Below are 25,559 nucleotides of genomic sequence, written 5' to 3' on the forward strand. Positions count from 1 at the left end.
AAATAAACCGCCCGTACTTGAGTCGGGACATTATTGGATTATTGAGGCGGACAGGCGAAAGGACTCTACCGCCAGACGAAGCGGAGTTCTAGTTATTTAGTTGTCTTTATTCGAACGAAGGACATAGCGTATATGGCACTGCCTTATACGCGTATCCATACAGATACATTTAAAGATGCATACAGCCGCGATGATTCAGGGTGTACGCTGCAATATAATGGTTATGCCCGATTTCAAAGTACCTTGATATAAGCCTTCTTTCTGGCGGCTTAGAAAGATGATCTTCGAGCCTTCTTTGCCCGTCACGGCAATACCGTCCGGCTCGGGAAACCAACCGATGGCCGAATCGCCCAGCCAGGCGGAAAAACACTCGGCGCCGGCGCCCAGGGTGCCGTTCTGCTCGAGGTCCAGGGCACAGTGGTTGGCAGGTTGTGCCGGCTGCGACAGTTGCCAGTGTCCGGCCAGTTCCGCGGGGTCCGCCAATCTCAGGCTGCTTGCCATGCTTGTCTCTCCATAAAACATCATCAGTGTCGCGATCAGGTACGCGCCGGCCTTAGCGATCAAGGCAGTTCGAATCATGAGGGGGTCGCTCCGGGGCACAGCCTCAGGCCGTTCGCCAGTCAATGCAAGGTTGGAGGGCGACGCCTGGGCGCCACCCTCCTTCCGTTACTTTACAGCACTGACTCAGGCGACGATGTCGGTGTAGGCCGCCTGGCCGACGGTGCTGACCAGGAAGTCCGCCACGCCGTGCCCGGAGAAGTCCACCGACAAGGTGCTGTTGCCAGCCGAGGTGCTGAGGATCGCATCGCCGGCGTTACCGGTGAACGCGTTCACGAAGTGCAGCCCGGCCCCCTTGGTGATACCGGTCAGATCGATCTTGTCCAGGCCGCTGACAAAATCCAGGATCTGGTCGGCCGCGCCCGGAGCGGAGTCCGAGCTGGCACCGAAGACGAAGGTATCGGCACCCGCGCCCCCCCAGAGTTTGTCCGCCCCACCGGCGCCGTAGAGGATGTCGTTGCCGGCACCGCCCTTGAGCTCGTTGGCCACCTTGTTGCCGATCAGCAGGTCGCTGCCGGAACCGCCGATGGCGTTCTCGATGGTGACGCCCTTGGCGATGGACACGTTGCCCACCAGGCCGCCAACGTCGGAGAACGAGGTTTCATTGAGGTTGATCTTCTGGTTCTGGGTAAAACCGGAGAAGTCCAGGGTGTCCTTGCCGCCCGCGTCCCATACCGAGAACACCAGCTTGTCCGCCGACGAGGTCGCGCTGAGGAAGTCGCGACCGGTGTTGGAGTTGAAGCCGTAGGTGGTGTCGCCGGTACGGGTGGTGGTGTTGGCCCCGTAGAGCTTCTGGATCGCCGCGATATCGTCCATCAGCGGGCCGGACGAATAGGCTTCGACGCCGCCCTTGCTGAAGTTCTGGCTGGTATTGCTTTCGCTCCAGTAGCTCATGACGCTGTAACCGCGCGTGTCCTGTCCGTAGGTCGCGTCGTTATAGGTCGGGTTGCCATTCCCGGCGTTGTAGTCGCCAGGGTGGGCCAGGCCCAGGGTGTGGCCGATCTCGTGGGTCAGCGTCTGCCGGCCGTAGTTGTTCAGATCGGGGTTCTTGTTCTGGGTGTAGCTGCTGTTGATCAGGTACCAGGACGTCCCGTCGTAGCCGGCACCGGTGCCCGGCAGGTAGGCGAAGGCCGCCGCGCCGTCCTGACCGCCGCTGTAGTTGCCGAAGGTCATGTGCCCGTCACCACCGGAAGCCTTTTCGGTGAAGGTGACATTGGCCACATCCGCCCAGGACTGCATGGACAGCACGGCCTGGGCCTTCTGCTGGGCGCTGAACTGGCTGAACCCGGAGATGCCATGCTTGTACATGGTGCTCGAGGACGCCGAGGTGAGGAAGGTATAGGTCAGTTCGATCTTGCCGCTGCCGTTGAGGTCCTGGTACGCAGCACCGTCGCGCAGTATCTGGGTAGCGGCTTGATCGACCGTGTAGGAGGGTTTGCCATTGACCGTCAGGTTGCCACCCCGGTCATACTGATGGCTGAAGCTATTGATCTGGTTGTAAGCCGAACTTGTCGCGGCCAAGGGCACGAGTTCTTGTTCGGCGGTCACAATAGCTTTCGCTTTAACTTTCGACATAAACACACTTCCTTGTAATCAATGGAACAGTTTTTGTCCGATAGCGACAATCCCTGGCGAGATCGTCCTATCACTCGCCCCATTCGGGCGTAAGCAACCTGACACAATTTGAAATCAGGCGTCCACTACTTTTTGACACCTGATTTCGACTGTTCCAGCAAACTCCCGAAAACAATGACCGGTGAGTCTAAATATTCTCTAACCCTCAATACCCGTTGATAATTGTCCGACAATCTCGAATTTAAATATTAAATAAAGGTCACCATTATTTTGCCGACTGCGTCGCAGTCTTTAGTTCATACAAGTTTGTTCCATCCAGTTAGTTTCATCGCTTGCAACAAGGTTTCCCCGGTCAATGCCGGAACGCTCGCGCCACTGTCCGCGGTCATCGGCTCGCCGGCCACCAAGGCATTGACGATGGCCTCCTCCACCGCCTCGGCGGCGGCGCTGAACAGGGCCGAAATGTAATCGTTGTTGAGCATCGCCAGGGGGGTGCTGAAAGGCACGCCCTGGCGCCCATAGGCGCAAGGCGGCAAGTCGCGGTTGCCGGTGGCGAAGGCCAGGAAGATATCGCCGCTGGAATCCTCGGTGCCACCGCCGGTGCGGGCGACGCCGATGGACGCGCGCTGCGCCAGGCGCTGGCACTGGTGCGGCAACAAAGGCGCATCGGTGGCCAGGATCACCACGATCGAGCCCATGCCCGGCGTACCGCACTGGGCGAAGGGCGACGGAATGCCGGTCAATTGCCGCCCCACCGGATAACCGTCGACCCGCAATTCCTCGCGCTTGCCGTGGTTGGCCTGGACCAGCGCGCCGACCGTATAGCCACCCTGCTCCCCCGGCACCCGACGCGAGGCCGTGCCGATCCCGCCCTTGAATTCATGACAGATCATTCCCGTGCCGCCGCCCACCGCGCCCTCGCGCACCGGCCCGGACTCGGCATTGGCCAGCGCCTCGCGGACCTGCTGCGGGCCGACATGCTGGCCCCAGATGTCGTTGAGCAGGCCGTCGTAGGTCTCCATCACCACCGGCATGCACCAGTACTCCGAGGGGTCCGCCAGGCTCCTGTGTTCCTCGGCGATCAGCGCGTCGCGCACCACGCCAACGCTGTGGGTGTTGGTGATGGCCAGCGGGGTGGTCAGCAGGCCCGCCTCGCGGATCCACTCCAGCCCGGTGGCATCGCCGTTGCCGTTGAGCACATGGCAGCCGGCGAAACAGGGTTGCAGCCGGGCAAAGCCTTCGCGGGGCTGGATCAGGGTCACCCCGGTACGCACCTGCTTGCCGTCGACCGTGGTCCTGAGGGTGCTGTGCCCCACCCGTACCCCCGGGACATCGGTGATGGCATTGAAGGGGCCGGGAGTACCCAGGCCCAGGCTGATCCCCAATTGACGTGCGCGCATGACTTCTCCTTAGAGTTTCTGGAACGCCGGGCTGAACCGGCCATTGGTGCCATACAGGATCACCGACAGCGCCAGCAGGCCGACGATCACCATGATGTCCCTGAGCGAAGCGTCCAGGAACAGATTGAACAACAGATAGCCGGCGCCGATCACCGCCAGCAGCGCCGGCAACGGCCACAGCGGCATGCGGTACGGATGCTCGCGATCGCGCAGCAGCACCCGGCTCATCAGCGCGCTGAGGGCGACGATCAAGTACACCAGCATGATCAGCAGCACGCTGAACGAGGTCAGGTCGGCCAGGTTCGAGCTGAAGCTCAGTACCGCCGAGGGAATGGCCAGGAACAGCGTCGCCAGCCACGGCGAGTCCCAGCGCGGGTGAATACGGGTGAACAGGCGATTGATGCCCGGCGTCCACAAGGCGTCGCGGCCGCTGGAGAACACCACCCGGCCGATCTGGATCACGATGGCGACAATCGCATTGAACACCGAGAGGAAGATCCCGGCGCTGACCACCCGCGTCAGGGTTTCGTTGCCGTGGCTGGTGAGCAGGTAGCCGATGGGATCGGGGCTGGCGAGCATGGCGCTGAGGGACGGCGCGCCGATCAGCAGCGCGGTCAGCGGCACCAGTTCGATGATCACCACCAGCGCCAGCGACCAGAGCACCGCCTTGTGCACGCCCTGCCCCTTGCATTTCATGTCTTCGGCCAGCAGCACTGCCGGGCCGTAACCGTTGTAGGAAAACAGGCCGATGCCCACCGCACCGATCACCAGGGCCCAGGGCGCCATGTGCAGCACGCCGTTCTCGACGATCTGCGGCTGCAGCAAGATGCTCGCCGGTTGCGAGGCGTTGCCGAAGCCCAGGAACACGATCACCAGCAAGGCGGCGATCTCCAGCAGCAGGCAGGTGCCGGTGATCCAGGCGTTGAGCTTGATATTGAGGATGCCCAGCGCATAGCTGCAGATCACGATCACCAGGGCCACGCTCTGCGAATCAAAACGCGTGCCCAGGGCATTGTTCAGGTAAGTCGCCGCGCCAGTGGCCAGCACCGGCGGAATGAACAGCAGCATCACCAGCACCGTGAGAAAGGTCGCGTACCCGGCCATGCCGCCGAACACCCGCTTGGCGTACACATACTCGCCGCCGGCGCTGTTGTGGGCGCGGCCCAGTTCGGCGTAGCAGAAGGCAAACATCAAGGCCAGCAGCCCAGCCATGACAAAGGCCAGGAATACCCCGCTGCCGGCCTGGTGAATGGCGAACGGGGCGATGACGAAGACCGAACTGGCCGGGGTCACGCCCGACACGGTAATGGCCACCACATCGAACACGCCCAGCGTGGGTTTCAGGGCGCCTTGCGGCGCGCAGGGAGAGCTCATGTCGTTATCCTCATGGTTATTTTTGGTTTGAGGCAGAAACGAAGAACGTCAGGCGGATGCGCTCTGGGTCGCACTTGATGGAGGCCACTTTAGGCAGGCGGGGGAACCGGGCCAATTCCCCTATTGGCGTACTCCCCCTTGACGTGGCCGGGCAAATCGCCGAAACCGTGCTTCCACCTGGCGCAAAGCAGCACGCCAGACCACAGCGGCAGCAACGCGGAGCCACCTATTTGATCACTCTGTTCAGGGAAATCGGCATGCATGCCGGACTCGGGCGCACCCTCTCGCAGATCGGCGGCGAGCGCTTCTGGAAGCAACTGGTGCTGTTGCTGCACCAGGCCTTGCCGTTCGATAACGCCCTGGCGATCTTCTACCCCCACAACGGCCTGCCCATCGCCCTCGAGGAATACGATGCCGAGCCCTCGGACAAGCCGGCGTCGATGCTCACCTACCTCAACGGCCTGTACCTGCTCGACCCGTTTTTCCAGGCCTGCCGCGAGGGTTATCCCAACGGCCTGTACCGCCTGGAAGAAGTGGCGCCGGACCATTTCCGGCAGACCGAGTATTTCTCCAGCTACTTCCACGACAACGTGCTGGAGGACGAACTGCAGTTCATCCTGCAGATCCCCGAGGCCGGCACCCTGTCCTTGTCGCTGGGCATGCAGCGGCCGTTCAGCGCCGAGGAAATCGGCCAGCTCACCACCTTCTCGGCCTGGGTCCTGCCGCTGATGCAGCAGCACTGGCAGCAAAGCAACCAGCGCCCGCCAGCACCCGCCGCGGAAGAAATGGCCAGCCAGATCCGTGACGCCCTCAGTCACTTCGGCTGTGGCGTACTGTCGGATCGGGAGGTGGAAATTGCCCGGCTGATCCTCCGTGGTTTTTCCTCCAAGGCCATGGCCGAGCGACTGAAAATCTCGCCGGACACCATCAAGGTGCACCGGCGCCATCTCTACGCCAAGCTGGACATCTCCTCACAGCCGGAACTGTTCTCGCTGTTTATCCAGTCCCTGGGGCACGACCTGGAGAATCCGTAAGGCATCACCGGTTTTGTCGCGAGCAAGCTCACTGGCTCCTGCAGGCAAACCAGCCCGATTGTAGGAGCGAGCTTGCTCACGATGGCGATCCTGCGGGCGACAACCCTGTTGAATGCACCGGCGCTATCGCGAGCAAGCTTCGCTCCTACAGGATTGGGGTTGATCGGACCTCAGGCGTTCAGCGAACGGGCCCGGTAATCCCGCGGCGACTGCTCGAAATGCTTCTTGAAGGTGCGGCTGAAGTGCGCCGAATCGGTGAACCCCCACTTGAAGGCAATGTCGGTGATCGACGCGTGGCGCAGGCACGGGTTACTCAGGTCCGCCGCGCTGCGGTCGAGGCGCGCGCGCTGGATGAAACGGCAGACGCTGTCGCCCTGCTCTTCGAACAGCCGGTACAACTGGCGCACCGAGATATTCATCTGGCCGGCCAGTGACACCGGGGTCAGGTTGGGTTCGGTGAGGGACTGGTTGATCAACTGCCGGGCCTGGCTGCGCAGGCAACCGCCGTGCTGGCTGTCGTAGCCGTCGAGGCTCGCGCCGGGAGTCTGGCGCAGGGTCGGGCCGAGCAAGGCGATCAACGCTTCCTGCAATGCCTGGCCTTCCTGCTGGGCGGCGCAACCTTGCAGTTCATCGCCGCAGATCTGCTCCACCAGCAGGCGCATCAAGCGGCCACTGGCGCAATGCTGCGAGAGCTTGCCGAACTTGCGCTGCTGCGCCGGCAGATGGCGATACACCTCGTCCCGGGACAAATGCAGCGAGGCATGTTCGATCAATCCGTGAGGGACGATTTCACAGGCCCCGGCCGAGTCCAGCAAGGCCATTTCACCCGGCGCCAGCTCGATGCGCTCGCCACCCTGGCTGATCTGGGCATGGCCGCTGCGCTGCATGATCAGGAAGCAGTGCCGGTCGTCCTCATGATCGACGCTGGTGCTTTTGCGCGAGATCAGTCCGGCATTGGTACGGATCTGCGCCACTTCGAGGCCAGCGTAGTCGCGCAAGCCGACCTCACCGATAAACAACGCCGAGTTCAGCGCCTGGCGGGCGTCGAAGCGACCGCAAACCCCCTGCAATGCGCCAATCCAGGAACTGAAACTTTGCGAAGCAAGCACTGTGCACCTCCAGAAGCCGGCTGAAACCGCCATTGTTGTTATGGCGATATCATTAACATGTTATCTATTTGCCGAGCAAGGAAGCCCGGCGCAATGGATAGTCCGTTATAGCCTAAGCACGGGCTGTGCCAGCACGGGTGGGCATCGTTCAGTGATCGCGCAACAGTGAATGCAGGCGCTTGAAAGCCGCCAGCAAGGCGCCGCGCTGCTCGGCGCTCAGGCGGATGTAACGGCGCAAACCAGGCAGCCGGTTGACCACCTCGCTGGCGCCGAAATGCTCCAGGCACACCCGCCAGCCCTGCTCGTCGCGCTGCAGTTGCAAGCGTTTGAAGTCCAGCGGCAGCAGCGCCGCCAGCAGCTGCGGGTCGTTGTGCAACTGCTGCAACAATCCCGCCCACTCTTGCTTCGCGCCTTGCTTCAGGCCGGCGGCGACGCCCTGGCGACGGATCGCGCCGGTATGGCGGATATCGATCCGCGCCTGTGGTCCCGGCGAGCCGGGGACGCGCAGGCGAAACTCGCAGACCACCAGGTGCATCAGAAACTGCGCCTGTGGCAGCTCCTGGACTTCGAAGCCCAAGCCCTCCTCGGCCCAGGTGAACCGCGCCAGCCCGGGCGCCAGCGGCGCACAGGCGAGCCCCGACAGGTCGCGGCACAACTGGTTCAGGGTCGCCCCCGGGCGATAACCCGAGGGTGGCCGCCGCCAGAACTCAGAGAGGTTTTGCCGCCAGCTTGTACTGCTCATCGGGCTTGGCTCCAGGCAGACTCTGCGCTTGGGTTTCAGGGGATTGCAGGTTGAAAGCATTCTCCAGCACCTCTTCCACCGGCACCGGGCGGAACGGGTTGACCTTCTGCACGAAGATCGTCCAGACCAGCGCATAGATCGCCGTCAGGCCGAGCATGCTGCCAAAGGGCACGTAGATGTCCCGCGGGTTCATGCCCGGTGGCGTGATGAACCACATGCCCAGGAGGATGCCGATGGACGAGACGATCTGCGGCAGCGGAAACCAGGGCGACTTGTAGGCCCGTGGCAGGTCCGGGCGCCGAATGCGCAGCACCACTACCGCCAGGGTCACCAGCAGGTAGGCGGTGCTCCAGGCACAGACCGCGGCCAGCACCAGGTGCATGATGTTGTCCGTGCTGCCGCCCAGCCACCAGGCGTGCAGGCACGGGATCAGCACCGCCACGGCGATGCACAGCAGCGGCGTCTTGAAGCGCGGGTGCAGGTAGGTGAAGGCCCTCGGCAGCGCGCCGTCCAGCGCCATGCCATAGAGGATGCGTGGCAGCCCGGCCATCAGCGTGTTGAGGGTCGCCGCCCCGGCGAACAGCAGGCCGACGCCCAGCCAGATCCGCCCGTACGGCCCCATCACCTGCTCGGCGAATTGCGGAATGGCCATGGGCGTGTCCAGCAGGCGCACGCTACCGTCTTCGCTCAGTGCAATGTTCGCCACCTGGCGCTTCATCGCCGCGCCGTAGATGAACATGCAGGTGGCCACGCCCACCAGGCCCAGGGCCATGGCCCTGGGAATGGTTTTCGCCGCCTTGCGCACCTCCGGTGTCAGCGGCGTGACGAACTCGCAACCGACGAACATGAACATGGCCATGCCCACCAGCGAAAGAATGGTGGTCAGGTCGGTGCCGACCATCGACTCGCCGAACCAGCCGCTCAGCTCCACCGCCGGGGCCTTGAACACCCCGACCACGCCGAAGAAGATCAGGGTGGTCCACATGCCGAAGGTGAGGATCACCTCGGCGCGGCTGAACGCAGTGATACCCACGGCGTTCAGCAGGCCGAAGAAGATCACCATCCCGACCCCCACCAGCCAGGCGCTGCCGCTCTGTTCCAGCAGGGTGTTGAGGGACTCGAAGTTCACCAGGGCCATGACGCCGCTGAGGATGGTTTCCGCCGTGCCGGCGAACACATGCACGATCAGGTAGGCGGAAATGGTCCCGGTGATCGCGAAGAAACGCCCCAGGCCGCAGGCCAGGTAGTCATACACCGAACCGGTGGTGGGAATCATGCAGGCCGCTTCGGCGAAGGTCGTCGATTGCGCGAGCATCATCAGCATCGCGATCAGCATGGCCGCGGCGAACGCCCCGCCGCCGATGCCGAAGCCAGTGGTGGCGGTGAGGATCACCGGGCTGGCCATGATCAGGCCGACGGCGCTGGCCAGGGCCGTGGGAAAGCCGACCACGCCCTGGTTCAGGTGGCGGGTGAGTCTGTCGTTGAAAGACATGGTGTCTGGACCTCGAAAGCATGGGTGGTGTTGTTCTAGGCATTTCAAGGGCACGCCGGGCGTGCGTGTCACTGGCTGTCTGCGCAGCCTGGAGTGGCCGGATGACTGCATCCGACTGTAGCCGCTGCCGCAGGCTGCGATAAGGCCGAAGGCCTTCGGCGATCTTGAGATCTTGCGCACCCTGCGGGCGCGATCGCAGCCTGCGGCAGCGGCTACAGGTCAGAACGCGATGCACACCGACTTGTTCTCGGTATACGCCTCGATCGCCGCATGGCCCATTTCGCGACCAATGCCCGATTGCTTGTAGCCGCCAAACGGCATCGACGGGTCGAGCATGTTATGGGTATTGACCCAGACCGTGCCGGCCTTGATCCGCGGGATCAGGTCCATGACTTTCGCCAGGTCGTTGGACCAGATGCTCGCCCCCAGCCCGTACTGATTGTCGTTGGCCAGCGCCACCACCTCGTCGATCCCGTCGAAAGGCATGGCCACCACCACCGGGCCGAAGATTTCCTCGCGCACCACCTGCATGCCCGCGTGCACGTCGGCCAGTACCGTCGGCCGCACATAGAAGCCCTGCTCGCCATAGGCGACCCCGCCGCACAGCACCCGGGCGCCGTCGGCCACGCCCTGGCCGATCATGTCCAGCACGCGCTTGTGCTGCTTGGCGGAAATCAGCGGGTTGATCTGTGCCTGCTCGTCCAGCCCGGGGCCGATGCTCAGGGAGCCGGCGATGGCGGCCAGGCGCTCCAGCACCTGGTCGAAGATGGCCCGCTGGATATACAGGCGCGAACCGGCGGTGCAGACCTGGCCCTGGTTGAAGAAGATTGCCCCGGCGGCGCCGGCGGCCGCGGCCTGGGGGTCGCAGTCATCGAGCACGATCACCGGCGACTTGCCGCCCAATTCCAGGGAAAACCGGGTCATGTTGTCCACCGCCGCATGGCCGATGAGCTTGCCGATCTGGGTCGAACCGGTGAATGCCAGCTTGTCGATGCCCTTGTGCGCGGCCAGCGCGGCGCCGGCCTGGGCACCACTGCCGGTGACCACGTTGACCACCCCCGGGGCGATCCCGGCGTCCAGGCACAACTGGCCCAGGCGCAAGGCGGTCAGCGGGGTTTCGTCGGCCGGCTTGAGCACCACGGTGCAGCCGCAGGCCAGGGCCGGGACGATTTTCCAGATGGCCATCAGCAAGGGGAAATTCCACGGCACGATGGCGCCGACCACGCCCACCGGCTCCGGCACCGTGTAGGCGCGGTAGCGGGCGCCGGGAACGGCGGCGATGGACAGGTCGAGGCTCTTGCCTTCGATCTTGGTCGTCCAGCCCGCCATGTAGCGGGTGAACTCGGCGGCGGCGCCGACTTCCAGGGCGCGGGCCAGGTGGATCGACTGGCCGTTATTGAGGGTCTCCAGCTGCGCCAGCTCTTCGCCATGGGTTTCCAGCAGATCGGCCAGCTTGAGCAGCAGGCGCTCGCGATCCGCCGGGCGCTGCGCCGCCCAGGACCCTTCGAAGGCCCGTCGCGCGGCGGCCACGGCCAGGTCGATATCGGCGTCGGCGCCAGCGGCGACGCGGGTCAGTTCTTCGCCGGTGGCCGGGTTGAACACCGGCATCTGCGCGCCGGACAAGGCCGGCTGGCTGCGCCCGTCGATCAACAGGCCATGCTGGCTGTCGATAAAGGCGGCGACACGTGGGTCGATGGCAATACTCATGGGCAATCCTCGCTAGTTGGCCTCATGGATCGAACTCTGAGACCAATGCCGGCCAGCGTCTTGATCCTGGCTGCCGCAAAACTTGCCACTGGCTGCCAGGGGCCCGGCAACGCCATGCTTTTATAACGGCTGGCGTGTTTATCCAGATGGACCGCGGACTCAGGGTTTGCGGCAACTGCGTTGCCGTTCGCAGCCTCGCAGGCTCGACAGCGGCTACAAACACCGCGATCCCTGTAGCCGCTGGCGAAGCCTGCGATCGGCCGCGCAGCGGTCGTAAATCCTGCCAACACGGTTTTCCAGGTGGACAGCGGAATCAGGGATACCGGGTCGATGGCAGTGGCGATCAAGAACCTGGCACACAGAGGCAAGCACGCATCCGGCAAAGGGCGCACTACTATGTCCCACGCTGTCCGTGCGTTTTCAGGAGACTCAACGTGAGCGAACAAAGCCGCTTCTGGCATCCCATGCTGCACCCCAACGAAATGCAACAACGCGAGCCGATTCGTATTGTCCGTGGCGATGGCTGCTATGTGTACGACGACCAGGGCCACCAGCTGGTGGATGGCGTCGCCGGGTTGTGGAACGTCAACGTCGGCCACAACCGCAAGGAAGTGAAGGCGGCGATCACCGCCCAGCTGGACGAGCTGGAATACTTCCAGCTGTTCGACGGTGTCAGCCACCCACGCGCCGAAGAGCTGTCGCGGGTGGTGATGAACCTGCTGGAGCCCGAGGGCATGCGCCGCGTGGCCTTCAGCTCCGGCGGCTCGGACGCCATCGAGACCGCGCTGAAACTGGCCCGCCAGTACTGGAAACTCGAAGGCCAGGCCGACCGCACCAAGTTCATCTCGCTGCGCCAGGGCTACCACGGCACCCACTTCGGCGGCGCTTCGGTCAACGGCAACACGGTGTTCCGCCGCAACTACGAGCCGCTGCTGCCCGGTTGCTTCCACGTCGACACCCCGTGGCTGTACCGCAACCCCTACAGCCAGGACCCGGAAGAGCTCGGCAAGATCTGCGCCGACCTGCTCGAGCGGGAAATCCAGTTCCAGAGCCCCGACACCGTCGCCGCCTTTATCGCCGAGCCGATCCAGGGCGCCGGCGGCGTGATAGTGCCGCCGGCCAACTACTGGCCGCTGATCCGCGAGGTCTGCGACAAATACGGCGTGCTGCTGATCGCCGACGAAGTGGTGACCGGTTTCGGCCGTAGCGGCTCGATGTTCGGCAGCCGCCTGTGGGGCGTGAAACCCGACATCATGTGCCTGGCCAAGGGCATCACCTCCGGCTACATCCCGCTGGGCGCCACGGTGGTCAACGAGCGGATCGAGTCGGCGTTCAGCAAGAACGCCAACTTCACCGGCGCGATCATGCACGGCTACACCTACTCCGGGCACCCGGTGGCGTGCGCGGCGGCCCTGGCCAGCCTCGACATCGTGGTCAAGGAAGACCTGCCGGCCAACGCCGCGAAAATGGGCGACTACATGCTCAATAAGCTGCTGCCGTTCGCCGAACGCTTCGACAGCGTCGGCGAAGTGCGCGGCAAGGGCCTGATGATCGCCCTCGACCTGGTGGCCGACAAGACCACCCGCGAGCCGATCGACCCCATGGGCGGTTATGCCAACCAGGTGGCGCAGATCGCCCGCGACAACGGGGTGATGGTGCGTCCGGTGGGGACCAAGATCATCCTGTCGCCGCCGCTGGTGATCCAGCCACCGCAGATCGACGCCATAGTCACTGCCCTGGAGCTGGGCTTCACCCAGGCCCGCCGCTGAGGCGGTGATAGCCGCTGCCGTGTTCCTCGCCCCCCGGGCGGGTGAACCGGCAGCGGTTTTTTGTCCTGCGGCAATCGGGAAAACCGGCCGGATCGAGCGGACGGCAATTCCGACAATCTCCATACTGCATCGCGACTTGCCCGCTTCTTCTGCCCATTGACGCGAAGCCGTCAGTATCCGCCAGGAGCCCTTCGGTGATCAGTACCCATAGCCTCGACAGCCCCCTGCCCAACGCCCACGAACTCGGCCAGCGCTGCATCGGCGCCTTTACCCGGGTGGTGCCGGCGACCCTGTGCGCCTTCTACCGCATCGACGCGCAGCTGCAGGCCGAGCATTTCTCGCTGTACCACATGAGCCAGCAGATGCATGAGGCCTACCTGCAACGCTACCGGCACTACGACCCGCTGCGCCCGCGCAATTGCATGGCGGCGGGCCGCCCGGTGCTGTCGCTGCACATGGGCATGGCCCAGCAGGGTCGGCATGAAACCGAGGTTTACCAGGCTTTCCTGCAACGCCACGGGGTGCTGGATGTGGTGGAAGTCCTCGCGCGCAATGCCAGCGGCAGCCCGATCGCCGGCCTGTCGCTGCTGCGCGATGCCAGCCTGGGCCCGTTCCGGCCTGAGGAATTGAGCACCCTGCAGGCGCTGCAAGGCCTGCTGGAAATCGCCGCCCAGGCGCCCTATTCGCGCCACGACGAACGCCTGGAGGCCCTCACGCCCCGGGAGCGGCAGATCGCCTGGCTGCTGCGCGACGGCGCCTGCAACAAGGTCATCGCCCAGCAGCTGGCGCTGGGCCTGCCGACGGTCAAGACCCACCTGATCAACCTGTTCCGCAAGGTCGGGGTGAACAACCGCACCGAGCTGGTGAGCGCGCTGTTCCTGTAAAAAACCGCCGCGCCTCAACCATTCGGTTGATGGGCAACAACGGCTTGCGCGATGAACATGAGGTTCTCCTTCATCGACAAGAACCGCCCTCATGAACCTGCAACCCGAATGGATTACCGTTGGCGCCCTGGCCGCAGGCTTCGCCGCCGACAACCACATCCTGCCCAGCCTGGATGACCTCAACGGTCGCGGCCTGACCCTGCATTTCGCCAACGGCTGGCGCATCGAACATCTGTTCGGTTCGCCGTCGCTGCATTGGCGGGACACTGCAAGCAGTGCCTGCGGCGAAGCCGTTTATCGAGCCACTTCAATACGTTCCGGGATTTACCTGGTGGACTTTCTCAAGTCGGAGAACGGCCAGGTCCACTCGGTGAGCCTGATCCTCGACCTGGGCCGGAACCTCTTCACCGCGGTGATCGGGCAGCTGCCGAGCCAGGCCGAGACCCGGGTCGACCTGTTCAGCCGCGCCCTGTCCGGCCGCGAGCTGACCAGCGTCCAGGCGCAATTCCTCCACGGCAGCATCGACACACCGCTGACCGCCAGCAGCCCGCAACACACGCTGACCGAGGAACTGGTCGGGCTGCGCAACCAGTACCTGTACAGCGCCACCGAGGCCTACGAGCACGTCTACCTGAACCGCAACTTCTACAGCTGGCAGTGCCTCAAGGGCGTCGAGCAGGGCCTGGCGGACACCGACCGCTGCCATTACTACAAGATCGCCGAACAGCTGTACCTGTTCGTCTGGCGCGAAAAGATCGTGCCGACCCTGGGCCTGGTGCTGATCGACCTGCAAGCGGGCAGGACCGACGGCAAGATCTTCGGCTACCAGGGCACGGACTTTGCCACCCCCAGCAACTTCCCGGTGGGCGCCCTCGCCCATGTGCTGAACCGCACCACGTACATCTGATGCTGACCTGTAGCCGCTGCCGAGCAATAGCGAGGCTGCGATCGACCGCGCAGCGGGCGCAATCCGGCCAGCGTGTTCCGCCTGATACACCGCAAGCGCAGGTTTCGCGGCAACTGCGTTGCCGATCGCAGCCTCGCTATTGCTCGGCAGCGGCTACCCAGGCACCCGCGTTCCGCCTCTAAATCCCACAGGACTCCAATCATGACCCTCGGCCTCAACCTCGACCGCGTCGCCAGCCGTTACCAATCCGAGCTGCAACTGTTCGCCGAACGCCACCCGCGCTCCGCCGGTTTCTACCGGGAAAACCTCAAGCACTGGCTGTATGGCGCGCCGCTGCACTGGATGCAGCAATGGCCGGGGCTGTACCCGATCCTGGTGGCCGACGCCCAGGGCGCGACGCTGACCGACTGCGACGGCAACCGCTACGTCGATTTCGCCCTGGGCGACACCGGCGCCATGTTCGGCCATGGCCAGCCCGCCGTGGCCGAGGCCATCGCGCAGCAGGCCCGGCACGGTTCGACCCTGATGCTGCCGACCGCCGACAGCCTGTGGGTCGGCCAGGAACTGGTGCGACGCTTCGGCCTGCCGTTCTGGCAGGTCACCACCTCGGCCACCGACGCCAACCGTTTCGTGCTGCGCCTGTGCCGGATGCTCACCGGCCGGGAGAAAGTGCTGGTGTTCAACTGCAACTACCACGGCAGCGTCGACGAGTCCCAGGTCGAGTTCGACGCCAGCGGCCAGATGATTCCCCGCGAAGGCGTGCACGCCAACGGCCTGCGGCACGACGCCACCACCCGGCTGGTGGAGTTCAACGACCTGCCGGCGCTGGAGGCGGCACTGGCCCATGGCGATGTGGCCGCAGTGCTGACCGAGCCCTTCATGACCAACGTCGGCATGGTCCCGCCCGCCCCCGGCTTCCACGACGGCCTGCGCGAGCTGACCCGGCGTTTCGATGTGCCGCTGATCATCGACGAAACCCACACCATCTCCTGCGGCCCGGCCGGCTACAGCGGCGAACATGGCCTGCAACCGGACTTCTTCGTGCTCGGCAAATGCATCGCCGGCGGCATCCCTACCGCGGTCTGGGGCGCCAGCCGGGCCATGGCCGAGCGCATCTGGCAGGTGCTGCCACACTTCCAGCCCGGCCAGGCGATCAATCACTTCGGCTTCGGCGGCACCCTGGCCGGCAACGCCCTGCAAATGGCGGCCATGCGCGCCACCTTCAGCGAGGTCATGAGCGCAGCCAACTATGCGCACATGATCGCCCTGGCCGAGCGCCTGCGGGCCGGGGTCCAGGCGCTGATCGCCAAGCACCGCCTGCCCTGGCACGTGACGCGGATCGGCGCCCGGGTCGAATACCTGTTCATGGACCACGCGCCGCGCAACGGCGGCGAAGCCCACCGGGCACGCCACGGCTTGATCGAGGCCTATCTTCATCTCTACCTGCTCAACCGCGGTGTGTTGCTGACGCCGTTCCACAACATGGCGCTGCTGTGCCCGGCGGCCACCACCGACGATGTCGACCTGCACAACCGCCTGCTGGACGAATGCCTGGGCACCGTCACTCAAGGAGAAACCCCATGATGCTCGACCTCACCGGCCGTATCGCCCTGGTCACCGGCTCCGGCCAGGGCATTGGCCGCGCCATCGCGCAGGTCTTCGCCGCCCAGGGCGCCAAGGTACTGCTCGCCACCCGCAGCGAAGCCTCGGGTGCCGAAACCCGGCGCCTGATCCGCGAGGCCGGCGGCAGCGCCGAACTGCTGGTGCTGGACCTGAGCACCCGGGCCGCGGCCGACCAGGCGGTGGCCGCCACGCTGCAAGCCTTCGGCGGCCTGGACCTGCTGATCCATAACGCCGGGGTGTTTCCGATGGAGAGCCTGTGCGATCTGAAGGACGAAACCCTGGACACGACCCTGGCGGTGAACCTCAAGAGCTGCTTCTGGCTGACCCGGGCGGCGCTGCCGGCGCTGCGTCGGGCCGAGCATCCACGCATCGTCATCACCTCTTCGGTGACCGGGCCGCGCACGGCGATTCCCGGGCTGGCCCACTACGCCGCGTCCAAGGCCGGGGTCAACGGCTTCATCCGCGCGGCGGCCCTGGAACTGGCCGAACACCGGATCACCGTCAACGGCGTCGAACCCGGCCTGATCGCCACCCAGGCCATGGCCAACCTTGGCGATGGCGCGGCCCTGGCCAGGGGCATCCCGCTCAAGCGCCTGGGCAGCCCGCAGGACATCGCCCACGCCATGCTGTTTCTCGCGTCCGAACAGGCCGGCTATATCACCGGGCAGACCCTGATCGTCGATGGCGGCGCCCTGCTGCCGGAAAACACCCAGTTCAGCTGAAGGCTGACACCTCAGCCGCGGCGTCCGAGCGGGCGCCGGCACTCTCAGCGGTCCGTTTCTGGCGCCGTTGCGCCCGGGCATTACATCCAGCGGATGCGGCCGCCGAATGACTTCATGGGTAAAACGCAACATCCCGTTTTTGTCGATTGACTTGAAGTCAACTTTAACTTTTACAGTCGGCTCCGACCCAGTGGCGCACTGCCCCCGGCGATCCTCACCGCCGTCCGCCTGCCTTCGGAGAAGCCCATGACCTCAACCAAGCCAGACACCCTCAGCTACGTCGTCGCCGATACCGGGTATTGGCCCGCGGTGTTCAATGTAGTGTTTGCCGGCATTGCCGCGGCGCTGCACATCGGCAAGGCCACCATCGCCCTGCCCGAGTTGCAGCAGGAATTCGGCCGTTCCCTGGAGTCCCTGAGCTGGATCATGTCGGCCTTCCCCTTGGTCGGGGTGTTTGGCGGCATCGCCGTCGGCATTCTTGTGCAGCGCTGGGGTGATCGTTATCTGTTGGCGCTCGGCCTGCTGATCATCTGCGCCGCCAGCGCGCTGGGTGCCAGCCTGCATGACTTCCATGGGCTGCTGGCCACGCGTTTTGTCGAGGGCCTGGGGTTCGTCATGGTGGTGGTCGCGGCACCGGCGGTGCTCAACCGCCTGGTCCCGGCGCCCAAACGCAACCTGGTGTTCGGCATCTGGAGCACCTTCATGGCGTTCGGTATCGGCACTTCGATGCTTATCGGGCCATTGCTGGGCGGCTGGCAACTGAGCTGGGTCGCGGGCGCGGCCCTGACCCTGCTGGCGGCCCTGCTGCTGCCGCTGACCACCCCCAGGGATCCGCTGACGCTACGCAGCCAGGCGCAATCCGCCTTGCGCCACTCCCTGAGCAGCGTGCTGCGCGCCCGCCAGCCGCTGCTGATGGCGCTGATGTTCACTGCCTACAACCTGCAGTTCTTCGCGGTGATGGCCTTCCTGCCGGTGTTCCTCATGCAGCGCGTCGGGCTGTCGATCACCAGCGCCGGGCTGGTCAGCGCCGCGGTGGTGGCGGTCAATATCATCGGCAACATCGGCGCCGGCCTGCTGCTGTCACGCGGCGTCCGCCCGCAAGCGCTGCTCGCCGGCACCAGTATCGTCATGGGGCTTTCCGGGATGGGCATCTTCCTCTCGGCCACGCCGACCGACCTGGTGATCCCTCTATGCTTCTTCTTTTGCGCGGTGGCCGGCATGCTCCCCGCCACTATCCTCGCCAGTACCTCGCTGACTTCGCCGCAGCCCGCGCTGGTCCCGCTGTGCCTGGGCCTGGTGATGCAAGGCAACTACCTGGGCCAGGTGCTCGCGCCCATCGCCCTGAGCGCCACCGTCGCCTACGCCGGCTGGTCCGCCCCGGCGGCGCTGGTGCTGGCGGCCGCGCTGCTGGGCGTGCTGCTGGCGGCACGGTTGAAGATAACCCCCTGAAAGCGCCGCTCCCCGGTCGCCAGATCGGGGAGCGGCGGCAACGCCTCAACTGCCGGTGCGGATTTTGTTCCACACTCGGGTGCGGATCCGGTCGATATTCAGCGGCATGGCTTCCAGGGCGAACAGCTTGCCCATCATGTCCGGGCTCGGGTAGACCTTGGTGTCGCTCTTGATGGCCGGGTCGACCAGGCTGTCGGCCTGTTCGTTGCCGTTGGCGTAGTGCACATGGTTGGTGATCTCGGCCATCACCTCCGGGCGCAGCAGGTAGTTCATGTAGGCATACCCGGCCTTTTCGTCCGGCGCGTCGTTGGGCATGGCCACCATGTCGAACCAGATCGGCGCGCCTTCCCTGGGAATCGCATAGCCGATCGCCACGCCGTTCTTGGCTTCCTTGGCCCGGCTATCGGCTTGCAGCACGTCGCCGGAGAAGCCCACCGCCACGCAGATATCGCCGTTGGCCAGGTCGCCGGTGTACTTGGAGGAATGGAAGTAGGCGACATAAGGCCGGATCTTCAGCAGCAGCGCTTCGGCCTTCTTGTAGTCCTCGGGGTTCTTGCTGTGGTGCGGCAGGCCCAGGTAATTCAGCGCCGCCGGCAGCAGCTCGGGGCCGTTGTCGAGGATCGCCACCCCGCACTTCTGCAGCTTCTGCATGTACTCGGGCTTGAAGATCAGGTCCCAGGAGTCCACCGGCGCGTTGTCCCCCAGCACCGCCTTGACCTTGGCGACGTTGTAGCCGATCCCGGTGCTGCCCCAGAGGTACGGGAAGCCGTGCTCGTTGCCCGGATCGTTGGCCTGCAAGGCCTCGAGCAGCACCGGGTTGAGGTTCTTCCAGTTCGGCAGCTGGCTCTTGTCGAGCTTCTTCAGCGCCCCGCCCTCGATCTGCCGGGCCATGAAGTGGTTGGAAGGAAACACCACGTCATAACCGGAGCGACCGGTCATCAGCTTGCCGTCCAGGGTTTCGTTGCTGTCGTAGACGTCGTAGCTGAAACCGATGCCGGTTTCCTTCTGAAAGTTCTTCAGGGTGTCCGGGGCGATATAGCTCGACCAGTTGTAGATCTTCACGGTCTCGGCCGCCTGGCTGAAGGAAGCCACCAGCAGCAATGGCACGCACAGCGATAAAGCCGGTTTTCTACGGATCATGGGGCGATTCCTGTGTGGGTTGTTTTTATTGGCAGGCAATCAAAGGATCAGAAAATCAACACGTAGGTCTTGCGCACGGTTTCCTGGATGTCCCAGGTCCCGGTGCTGTTGGCCGGCAACATCAGTGCATCGCCGGCTTCTATAAGCAAGGGTTCGCCGTTGTCCGGGGTGAAGGTGCAACGCCCCTGGATGAAATGGCAGAACTCCTGGGCAACGATCTGCCGCCGCCAGCGCCCGGGCGTGCACTCCCAGATGCCGGTTTCGACGCCGTCGTTGCGCTCGACACAGGTCACCGAAGTCACGGCGACCGGACTGCCCAGGGGCACCGCCACCGGAGTCGATTGCTCAAGGACGGCGTGGGCGGTGTTCTTGAATTGAGTGATGCTCATGGCGCTACCTGTCGATGGAAAAACCGCTGTGAAAACTGCTGTAAAAAACCTGGCTCAGTGCATCAGCCCTTCCATGAAACCCGCCACCCGACTGGCCAGCCGGCGGCGCCAGGGCGGCGTGGCCGGGTTGGCCAGGGCCTGGTCTTCATGGACGAAGCTGCGAATGATCGCGTTGTAGCCCAGCCAGCGGCACGGCTCCGGCTCCCAGGCGCGCAAGGCGTCGAGGCCGCCCTCGGGGATCACCCAGGGCTGGCGGGTCAGCTCGCTGTCGCGCTCGAGGATCAGCTCGGCCAGGGTCCGCCCGCCCAGGTTGCTGGCGCCCACGCCTTCGCCGCCGTAGCCGCCGGACAGCGCGATGCCGTGCCGGCGGTCGCAGAGCATGTGCGGTCGGAAGTGCCGGGACATGCCCAGGTTGCCGCCCCAGGAGTGGGTGATCCGCACATTGTTCAACTGTGGGAAAAGCTCGCAGAACAGGTAGCGCCGCAGCTCGACTTCGCTGCGGGTCAGGTCGAAGTCTTGGCGCAGCTTGCCGGCGAACTGGTAGCCGCCGCGGGCGCCGAACACCAGGCGGTTATCGGCGGTGCGCTGGCCGTAGGTGACCTGGCGGCTGCTTTCGCTGAACGCCTGGCCCTGGCTCAGGCCGATCTCGTCCCAGGTCGCGGCTGGCAAGGGCTCGGTGGCCACCAGCAGGCTTTGCACCGGCAACTGGTAACGGCCCAGGGGCGGCAGGGTCACCGAATAGCCCTCCACCGCCGGCACTATCCAGCGGCAACGCACGCTGGCCCTGGCGGTTTGCAGGCTGCCGGACTGCCAGTGGCTGACCGGGCTGTTTTCGTAGATACGCACGCCCAGGCGTTCCACGGCCCGGGCCAGGCCACGCACCAGCTTGGCCGGCTGGATGGTCGCGCAATGGGGCGCGTAGATGCCGCCGTAGGCCTTGGCCACGCGGATCTGCCGGGCCAGTTGCTCGGGGCTCAGCCAGCGGTAGTCGCGCTCGTCGAGGCCCTGGCGGTAGAGCTTGTCCAGGTAGCGGCGCTGGGTGATTTCCTGCTCGGGATAACGCGCGGCGCAGTACAGCACCCCGCCCTTGCGGTAATCGCAGTCGATGCCTTCACGCTCGAGGACGCTGGCCACTTCGTCGGGAATGCCGTGCAGCAGGTCGAAGGACGCGCGGCGCTGCTGCGCGCCGAGCCCGGCCAGCAGCCGGTCCTCCCCCAAAAGGTTGCCCATCAGCCAGCCGCCGTTGCGCCCGGAGGCACCGAAGCCGGCGGTCTGCGCCTCGACGATGGCGATGTTCAGGGTCGGCGCCAGGCGCTTGAGGTAATAGGCGGTCCACAGCCCGGTATAACCGGCGCCGATGATCGCCACGTCGACATCCAGGTCCTGCTCCAGCGACGGTCGGGCCAGCAGCGGCTCGTCGAGCTGATCCATCCACAAACTGATGTTGCGCCACGCTGGCATACACCGACTCCGCCACCCGAACTTCGATGGCGGCGATCCTAGTGCCTGGGCTCAGGGGTTGTCTTGCGCGCGTGCACGCAAAGAAATTTGCCTGGCATAAGCCTTGGGCGACAGGCCAGTGTGCTGGCGGAAACAGCTGTAGAACGCCGACAGCGAGTTGAAACCGGCGGCGAACGCCAGCTCGTCGATACGCACCGGCGGCGCGGCCTGGTCCAGCGCCGCCAGCAAATGCTGCAGGCGTGCCTGGTTCACATAGCGGTAGAAGCTCTGCCCCAGCACCTGGTTGAGCAGGTAGGAGATCTGGTTGCGGCTGTAGCCACACTCCTTCGCCACCCGCTGCAGGTCCAGTTCCGGGTCGAGGTACGGCTGCTGGCGCTCGAAGTACTGTTGCAGGTCCTCGGCCATGAAACTCAGCTGGCGCGGCGACAACCCCAGGCGGCTGGCCGCCGGCCGCGCGCCGCCACCGGCCTTGCTCGGCGCCGCCTCGCGCACCAGGGAGGCGTATTCGTTGACCCGCCAGATCAGGCCGTCGCGCACGGTGATCGCCTCGCTGGCGCGAAACGACACCAGGCCCTGCCCGCCACGCAGGGTCACCTGGTATTGAATGAACGCGGTATTGCCGTCCAGGCGGATGCGGTCGCTGTGCTCCAGGGCCTCGTCGGGCGCGCGCGGCATGCTGTTGCTCACGTATTCGCGCAACTCGTCCAGGCCCAGGGTGCGGTTCTGGAAAAAGTCGTTGTACTGGATTTCCGGGTGATACAGCGCCATGACGCCATCGAGGTCGCGGTGCTTCCAGCACAGGTGATAGCGCAGCACCGTCTCACCGGTGGCCTGGGTTTGCGCCGGGCCATCATCAAGGGCAGACATAGGGGGCAGATATAAGCTCAGGGGGACGGATAGGCGCAGCTTGCCGAAGTTCGTCCAACGCTTCAATGGCCAATGCATGGCCCCTGGATACTGGCGTTTTGCCTAAATCGCTGGCGGAAATGACCTGCATCAAAAAAGTGCAAGGCAATCGCCAAACGGCCTGAAAAAAAGCCGTTGAATGTCATATCCCGGTGCTATTTTTAAAAGCTCCACAGGTTGGTCCAGTGACGGTCCTTCCATACCTACCGCGAGCACAAGGAAGCGCTCAATGAACAAGGTGGGCAATCCATGAATAGTGTCTCCGCCAGCAAAGTCACCTTTCCGAACGCCTGCCAGCTGATGCGCTGGCATTTTCACCCCATGGGCTTCGAGGCCAGCATGGATGCGCCTGGCAGCATGATCGCCCGGCTCTTCGATCGTGCCAGCGGCGAGACCATGATCGCCATTGCCGGCATCCCCTGCGCCACCGTGATGAACGCCACCGATGTCGAGCGAATAATCGAGGCGGTGGAAGACGAGCTGGAGGCCTTCATGCCGCCACTCGCCTTGAAAGCCTAGGGCCGCTCTCTTTTCTTGACCCGCCCCAGGTTGCCCTCAAGCCCGCCATTGCGCGGGCTTTTTCATGCCCGCAGGTCGGCGAAGAACGGCTTGCCCTGGGGAATCCGGTCCGAGGCCTTGGGTGCATTGGCCGCCTGGGTGTCCGGGCTGTCCACATACCAGTAGCAATGTTTTACCGCGCGGGTGATACCGACATAGGCCAGGCGCAGGGTCTCGTCCTTCTGCGCATTGTCGTAGGGCTCGCTGTCGCCATCCTTGCCCAGCCCGGCCATGCGATAGACCTGATTCTTGTAGGGCGAACTGGTCAGGTGCTGGCAATCGCCGAGCAGGAACACCGCATCCGCCTGCAAGCCCTTGGAACTGTGGTAGGTCAACTGCTTGAGGCGTCGATCCTCGGTCGGCAACCTAGAATCAACATTAACTATTGGCAATATATACTCTTCAATCAATGACTTATCGCTACTTTTTCGAAATAACATCAAGATCGAATCGCCATTGCGATAGTGCTCCGCCAGCCGCGCCGCCAGCCCTTGGTCATCCCGGTCCAGCACCTTCACGGGCAGCACTTCCTTGGGTTCGCCGCTGGCCCTGGCCTTCTTCCCGGCAATCGCCGGTGCCGCGCGGACGATATGTTCCGCCGCGTCGATGATGTGCTGATGGCTGCGATAGTTCTCGCTGAGCATCACTCGGGTGGTGGCCGGCGACGGGAACTCCTTGTTGAACTCCATGAAGTACTTCGGCGAACTGCCGCGCCAGCCGTAGATCGACTGCCAGTCATCCCCCACGCAGAGCAACGACGAACGCTGCGCCCCACGCCCGACATGCATCGCCGGCCCGCGACTGCGGATCTCGCGCAGGCTGGCGCGAATCCACGAGACGATCTGCGGCGAGACGTCCTGGAATTCGTCGATCATCAGGTGCGACATCGGCCGCAGTCGCTCATCGCTGAGCAGCTTGAAGTTCTCCGGGGTGTTCTCGCCGAACAGCGCGAACATGCGGTTGTAGCTCATGATTGGCGGCGACTGGTCGAGCAGGTGGTCGTCCAGCGCCCGCCAGAACAGGCTCAGGGCCTCGAAGAAGTAGCGGTCCGGGTCGTCCCGGGGAAAAACCATCTGGCCCACGGCCACCGACACGTCCAGCCCGAGGTTCTCGATAAACCCGGCCGCGGCGACAAAACAGTCCAGCAGCGGCGCCGAAGCCAGCTCGCCCTTGACCTTGTAATCGAAGCCCGGCCCGGCAGTGGCATCGCCGGCCAGGGACGACAAAACCCGCTTTGCCGATTCATAACTATCAAGCCAAATCATAGGCTTACGACAAAAAGCTTGAAACAGGGTGCGCTTTACCGCCCACTCCGCGCGCACCGAAAGCTTCGACCCGGGACGGCTCAGCTGCGGGTTTTCCCGAGGATCGAACCCCAGCACCACCCAGGCATCCAGCTCGGCGATGTAGCCATGGCAATGGAACTGCGAACCATTGATTTCGACCGTCTGCCGGTTCGGCTCGATACCCTTGATCGGCCAGGCCCCGGCGCGAAACCACAGGTCTTCGAGGGTGTCGCACAGCTCCTCGTCACGCTTGGCGGCCAGTTCGGTCACCGCCATGCGTTTCTGCACATCCGGGTGATCGCGCTCCAGTTCCTTGAGCTGCAGGGCGTGGCGCAGCAACGGCTTGATCGCCTCGCGGAAACGCCCGTCACGCTGGTGCAAGGCGTGATAGCAGGCATTCAGGTGCTTGCGCTGGGCGTCGTTGATCCGCAGGTCGAAGGGATTGCTGTCGACCTCCAGATCCCCCGCCGCCGGGCGATCGCTGAGGTTCTCGAACGCCTGCAGGCGCTCGAAACCCGGCAGGCTGCGGACCATTGGCAGGATGCGCGAGTGGAAAGTGCGCACCAGTTCCCGCGCCTCCTTGAGACCCAGGGGCCGGCCCCAGAGCGCGAATACCTCCATCAGCTTGTTGATGAAGTCCTTGCGCGACTCGCGGGTGAAGGTCACCACGGTCATCGAGTCGAGCTCGAAGCCCAGGTAATGATTGAGCAGCAGGATGCGCAGGACCAGGGAGGTCGACTTGCCCGCGCCAGCGCCGGCAATCACCGAGGTAGACGGGGTTTCGCTGAAGATCATCTTCCATTGCGCGCTGCTGGGCTGGGCATGGGCCGGCAGCAGGCGGCCAACGTCGGCCTTGACGCGCTTCTTCAGCTCGGCGCTCAGCGGCAGGCGCCAGTCATCGAACAGATGATCATCGACGCCGGGAGCCGGATGCTCGGTGGAGCGGCTGTCGCGAATCAGCAATACCTGGCGGCCCTGCTCCAGGCCTTCGGCCTTGCCCTCCTGGTAACCGTACTCCACCCCGGCGGTGTGCCCGCTGCGAAAGCCGTCCGCCTGGCCATGCAGCCAGGACGCGCGATGCTGGGCGCGCAGGCGACTGAGGCCGTGACCGAAGAACCTGGCCGCCAAGCGCTTGAGCAGCGGCATTTCGGCCAGGGGCAAGAGTTCGGGAGGAAGATCGGGGCTGTGTTGCGGCACGCTGACTCCAGGGTGTGAGGCTGTGTGGGACGGTATGGTCGCTTCATTCGTCGATGACTTCTAGTGAAATGCTTACAGGTCATCCACTTAAGCCCCGAACTGAATGTTTGGAAGCAGAATGAGCACTGCAAAATACATCTACTTATTAGATCGGATCACTGCATTTTTTGCGCTTTTTATCGATCTTTGGCTGATGGATGATGAGCGCCATCAATCACCGGTCTCGTTCTGCGGCCCGACCAAGGCGCCCCATGACGAACCCTGACAGGAGACGATC

The 25,559-nt window shown here is 64.3% G+C and carries 22 protein-coding genes; 9 read left to right on the forward strand and 13 right to left on the reverse strand.

Features of this window, described 5'->3' with window-relative positions:
• Nucleotides 1–195: 195 nt before the first annotated feature.
• The 4 genes from IF690_RS16295 to IF690_RS16310 form a co-directional block, all read right to left on the reverse strand.
• Complete coding sequence (locus IF690_RS16295) at nucleotides 196–579, reverse strand: AprI/Inh family metalloprotease inhibitor (RefSeq protein ID WP_202696481.1); 384 nt, start codon at nucleotides 577–579, stop codon at nucleotides 196–198.
• 105 nt (nucleotides 580–684) lie between these two features.
• Nucleotides 685–2,133 (reverse strand): serralysin family metalloprotease, encoded by a 1,449-nt coding sequence (locus IF690_RS16300; RefSeq protein WP_202696482.1) that lies wholly within the window; start codon nucleotides 2,131–2,133, stop codon nucleotides 685–687.
• A gap of 296 nt (nucleotides 2,134–2,429) precedes the next feature.
• The gene (locus IF690_RS16305; RefSeq protein WP_202696483.1) at nucleotides 2,430–3,533 is read right to left on the reverse strand and encodes a DmpA family aminopeptidase; all 1,104 of its coding nucleotides are present in this window, start codon (nucleotides 3,531–3,533) and stop codon (nucleotides 2,430–2,432) included.
• Between the two features lie 9 nt (nucleotides 3,534–3,542).
• The gene (locus IF690_RS16310; RefSeq protein ID WP_202696484.1) at nucleotides 3,543–4,907 is read right to left on the reverse strand and encodes an APC family permease; all 1,365 of its coding nucleotides are present in this window, start codon (nucleotides 4,905–4,907) and stop codon (nucleotides 3,543–3,545) included.
• Nucleotides 4,908–5,137: 230 nt separating this feature from the next.
• On the opposite strand from IF690_RS16310, the gene IF690_RS16315 reads away from it, so the two are divergent.
• The gene (locus IF690_RS16315; protein WP_009049223.1) at nucleotides 5,138–5,941 is read left to right on the forward strand and encodes a helix-turn-helix transcriptional regulator; all 804 of its coding nucleotides are present in this window, start codon (nucleotides 5,138–5,140) and stop codon (nucleotides 5,939–5,941) included.
• Between the two features lie 170 nt (nucleotides 5,942–6,111).
• Here IF690_RS16315 and feaR read toward each other — a convergent pair whose 3' ends face one another.
• The 4 genes from feaR to IF690_RS16335 all read right to left on the reverse strand — a co-directional run bounded on the left by feaR (nucleotide 6,112) and on the right by IF690_RS16335 (nucleotide 10,991).
• A complete protein-coding gene (feaR, locus tag IF690_RS16320) occupies nucleotides 6,112–7,050 on the reverse strand; it encodes a transcriptional regulator FeaR (RefSeq protein WP_202696485.1) in 939 nt (312 codons plus the stop codon).
• A gap of 148 nt (nucleotides 7,051–7,198) precedes the next feature.
• Nucleotides 7,199–7,792, reverse strand: coding sequence for a DUF3156 family protein (locus IF690_RS16325; protein ID WP_202696486.1), 594 nt, complete (start codon nucleotides 7,790–7,792; stop codon nucleotides 7,199–7,201).
• Nucleotides 7,758–9,284 carry an APC family permease gene (locus IF690_RS16330; RefSeq protein ID WP_202696487.1) on the reverse strand — a complete coding sequence of 509 codons (1,527 nt, stop codon included), beginning with the start codon at nucleotides 9,282–9,284 and terminating at the stop codon, nucleotides 7,758–7,760. Before IF690_RS16330 ends, IF690_RS16325 begins: the two co-directional genes overlap by 35 nt.
• Nucleotides 9,285–9,503: 219 nt before the next feature.
• Nucleotides 9,504–10,991, reverse strand: a complete 1,488-nt coding sequence (locus IF690_RS16335) for an aldehyde dehydrogenase family protein (protein WP_202696488.1) — start codon at nucleotides 10,989–10,991, stop codon at nucleotides 9,504–9,506.
• Nucleotides 10,992–11,425: 434 nt separating this feature from the next.
• Between IF690_RS16335 and IF690_RS16340 the strand changes: the two genes are divergently transcribed.
• The 6 genes from IF690_RS16340 (at nucleotide 11,426) to IF690_RS16365 (ending at nucleotide 18,345) form a co-directional block, all read left to right on the forward strand.
• The gene (locus IF690_RS16340; RefSeq protein ID WP_202696489.1) at nucleotides 11,426–12,760 is read left to right on the forward strand and encodes an aspartate aminotransferase family protein; all 1,335 of its coding nucleotides are present in this window, start codon (nucleotides 11,426–11,428) and stop codon (nucleotides 12,758–12,760) included.
• A gap of 194 nt (nucleotides 12,761–12,954) precedes the next feature.
• Nucleotides 12,955–13,644 (forward strand): response regulator transcription factor, encoded by a 690-nt coding sequence (locus IF690_RS16345; protein ID WP_202696490.1) that lies wholly within the window; start codon nucleotides 12,955–12,957, stop codon nucleotides 13,642–13,644.
• 91 nt (nucleotides 13,645–13,735) lie between these two features.
• Nucleotides 13,736–14,551, forward strand: coding sequence for a molybdenum cofactor biosynthesis F family protein (locus IF690_RS16350; RefSeq protein ID WP_202696491.1), 816 nt, complete (start codon nucleotides 13,736–13,738; stop codon nucleotides 14,549–14,551).
• Nucleotides 14,552–14,752: 201 nt separating this feature from the next.
• On the forward strand, nucleotides 14,753–16,135 hold the full coding sequence (locus tag IF690_RS16355; RefSeq protein WP_202696492.1) for an aspartate aminotransferase family protein: 1,383 nt from the start codon (nucleotides 14,753–14,755) through the stop codon (nucleotides 16,133–16,135).
• The gene (locus IF690_RS16360; RefSeq protein WP_202696493.1) at nucleotides 16,132–16,896 is read left to right on the forward strand and encodes an SDR family oxidoreductase; all 765 of its coding nucleotides are present in this window, start codon (nucleotides 16,132–16,134) and stop codon (nucleotides 16,894–16,896) included. Before IF690_RS16355 ends, IF690_RS16360 begins: the two co-directional genes overlap by 4 nt.
• 246 nt (nucleotides 16,897–17,142) lie before the next feature.
• Nucleotides 17,143–18,345, forward strand: a complete 1,203-nt coding sequence (locus tag IF690_RS16365; protein ID WP_202696494.1) for an MFS transporter — start codon at nucleotides 17,143–17,145, stop codon at nucleotides 18,343–18,345.
• A 45-nt stretch (nucleotides 18,346–18,390) separates the two neighbouring features.
• Here IF690_RS16365 and IF690_RS16370 read toward each other — a convergent pair whose 3' ends face one another.
• The 4 genes from IF690_RS16370 to IF690_RS16385 are packed head-to-tail and all read right to left on the reverse strand — an operon-like array spanning nucleotide 18,391 to nucleotide 22,202.
• A complete protein-coding gene (locus IF690_RS16370) occupies nucleotides 18,391–19,485 on the reverse strand; it encodes a polyamine ABC transporter substrate-binding protein (protein WP_202696495.1) in 1,095 nt (364 codons plus the stop codon).
• A gap of 47 nt (nucleotides 19,486–19,532) precedes the next feature.
• Nucleotides 19,533–19,874 carry a cupin domain-containing protein gene (locus tag IF690_RS16375; protein WP_202696496.1) on the reverse strand — a complete coding sequence of 114 codons (342 nt, stop codon included), beginning with the start codon at nucleotides 19,872–19,874 and terminating at the stop codon, nucleotides 19,533–19,535.
• 54 nt (nucleotides 19,875–19,928) lie between these two features.
• Nucleotides 19,929–21,335, reverse strand: coding sequence for an NAD(P)/FAD-dependent oxidoreductase (locus IF690_RS16380; protein WP_202696497.1), 1,407 nt, complete (start codon nucleotides 21,333–21,335; stop codon nucleotides 19,929–19,931).
• Between the two features lie 51 nt (nucleotides 21,336–21,386).
• Entirely contained in the window at nucleotides 21,387–22,202 is an 816-nt protein-coding gene (locus tag IF690_RS16385) for an AraC family transcriptional regulator (protein WP_202696498.1), read from the reverse strand.
• A gap of 288 nt (nucleotides 22,203–22,490) precedes the next feature.
• Here IF690_RS16385 and IF690_RS16390 point away from each other — a divergent pair, with 288 nt between their 5' ends.
• Nucleotides 22,491–22,760 (forward strand): DUF1652 domain-containing protein, encoded by a 270-nt coding sequence (locus IF690_RS16390; protein WP_202696499.1) that lies wholly within the window; start codon nucleotides 22,491–22,493, stop codon nucleotides 22,758–22,760.
• Between the two features lie 62 nt (nucleotides 22,761–22,822).
• On the opposite strand, the gene IF690_RS16395 is transcribed toward IF690_RS16390, so the two are convergent.
• Nucleotides 22,823–25,282, reverse strand: coding sequence for a UvrD-helicase domain-containing protein (locus IF690_RS16395; protein ID WP_202696500.1), 2,460 nt, complete (start codon nucleotides 25,280–25,282; stop codon nucleotides 22,823–22,825).
• Nucleotides 25,283–25,400: 118 nt separating this feature from the next.
• On the opposite strand from IF690_RS16395, the gene IF690_RS16400 reads away from it, so the two are divergent.
• Nucleotides 25,401–25,547 (forward strand): hypothetical protein, encoded by a 147-nt coding sequence (locus IF690_RS16400; protein ID WP_202696501.1) that lies wholly within the window; start codon nucleotides 25,401–25,403, stop codon nucleotides 25,545–25,547.
• Nucleotides 25,548–25,559 lie beyond the last annotated feature (12 nt).

Source organism: Pseudomonas sp. SK3(2021), assembly GCF_016772375.1.
Taxonomy (GTDB): domain Bacteria; phylum Pseudomonadota; class Gammaproteobacteria; order Pseudomonadales; family Pseudomonadaceae; genus Aquipseudomonas; species Aquipseudomonas chlororaphis_I.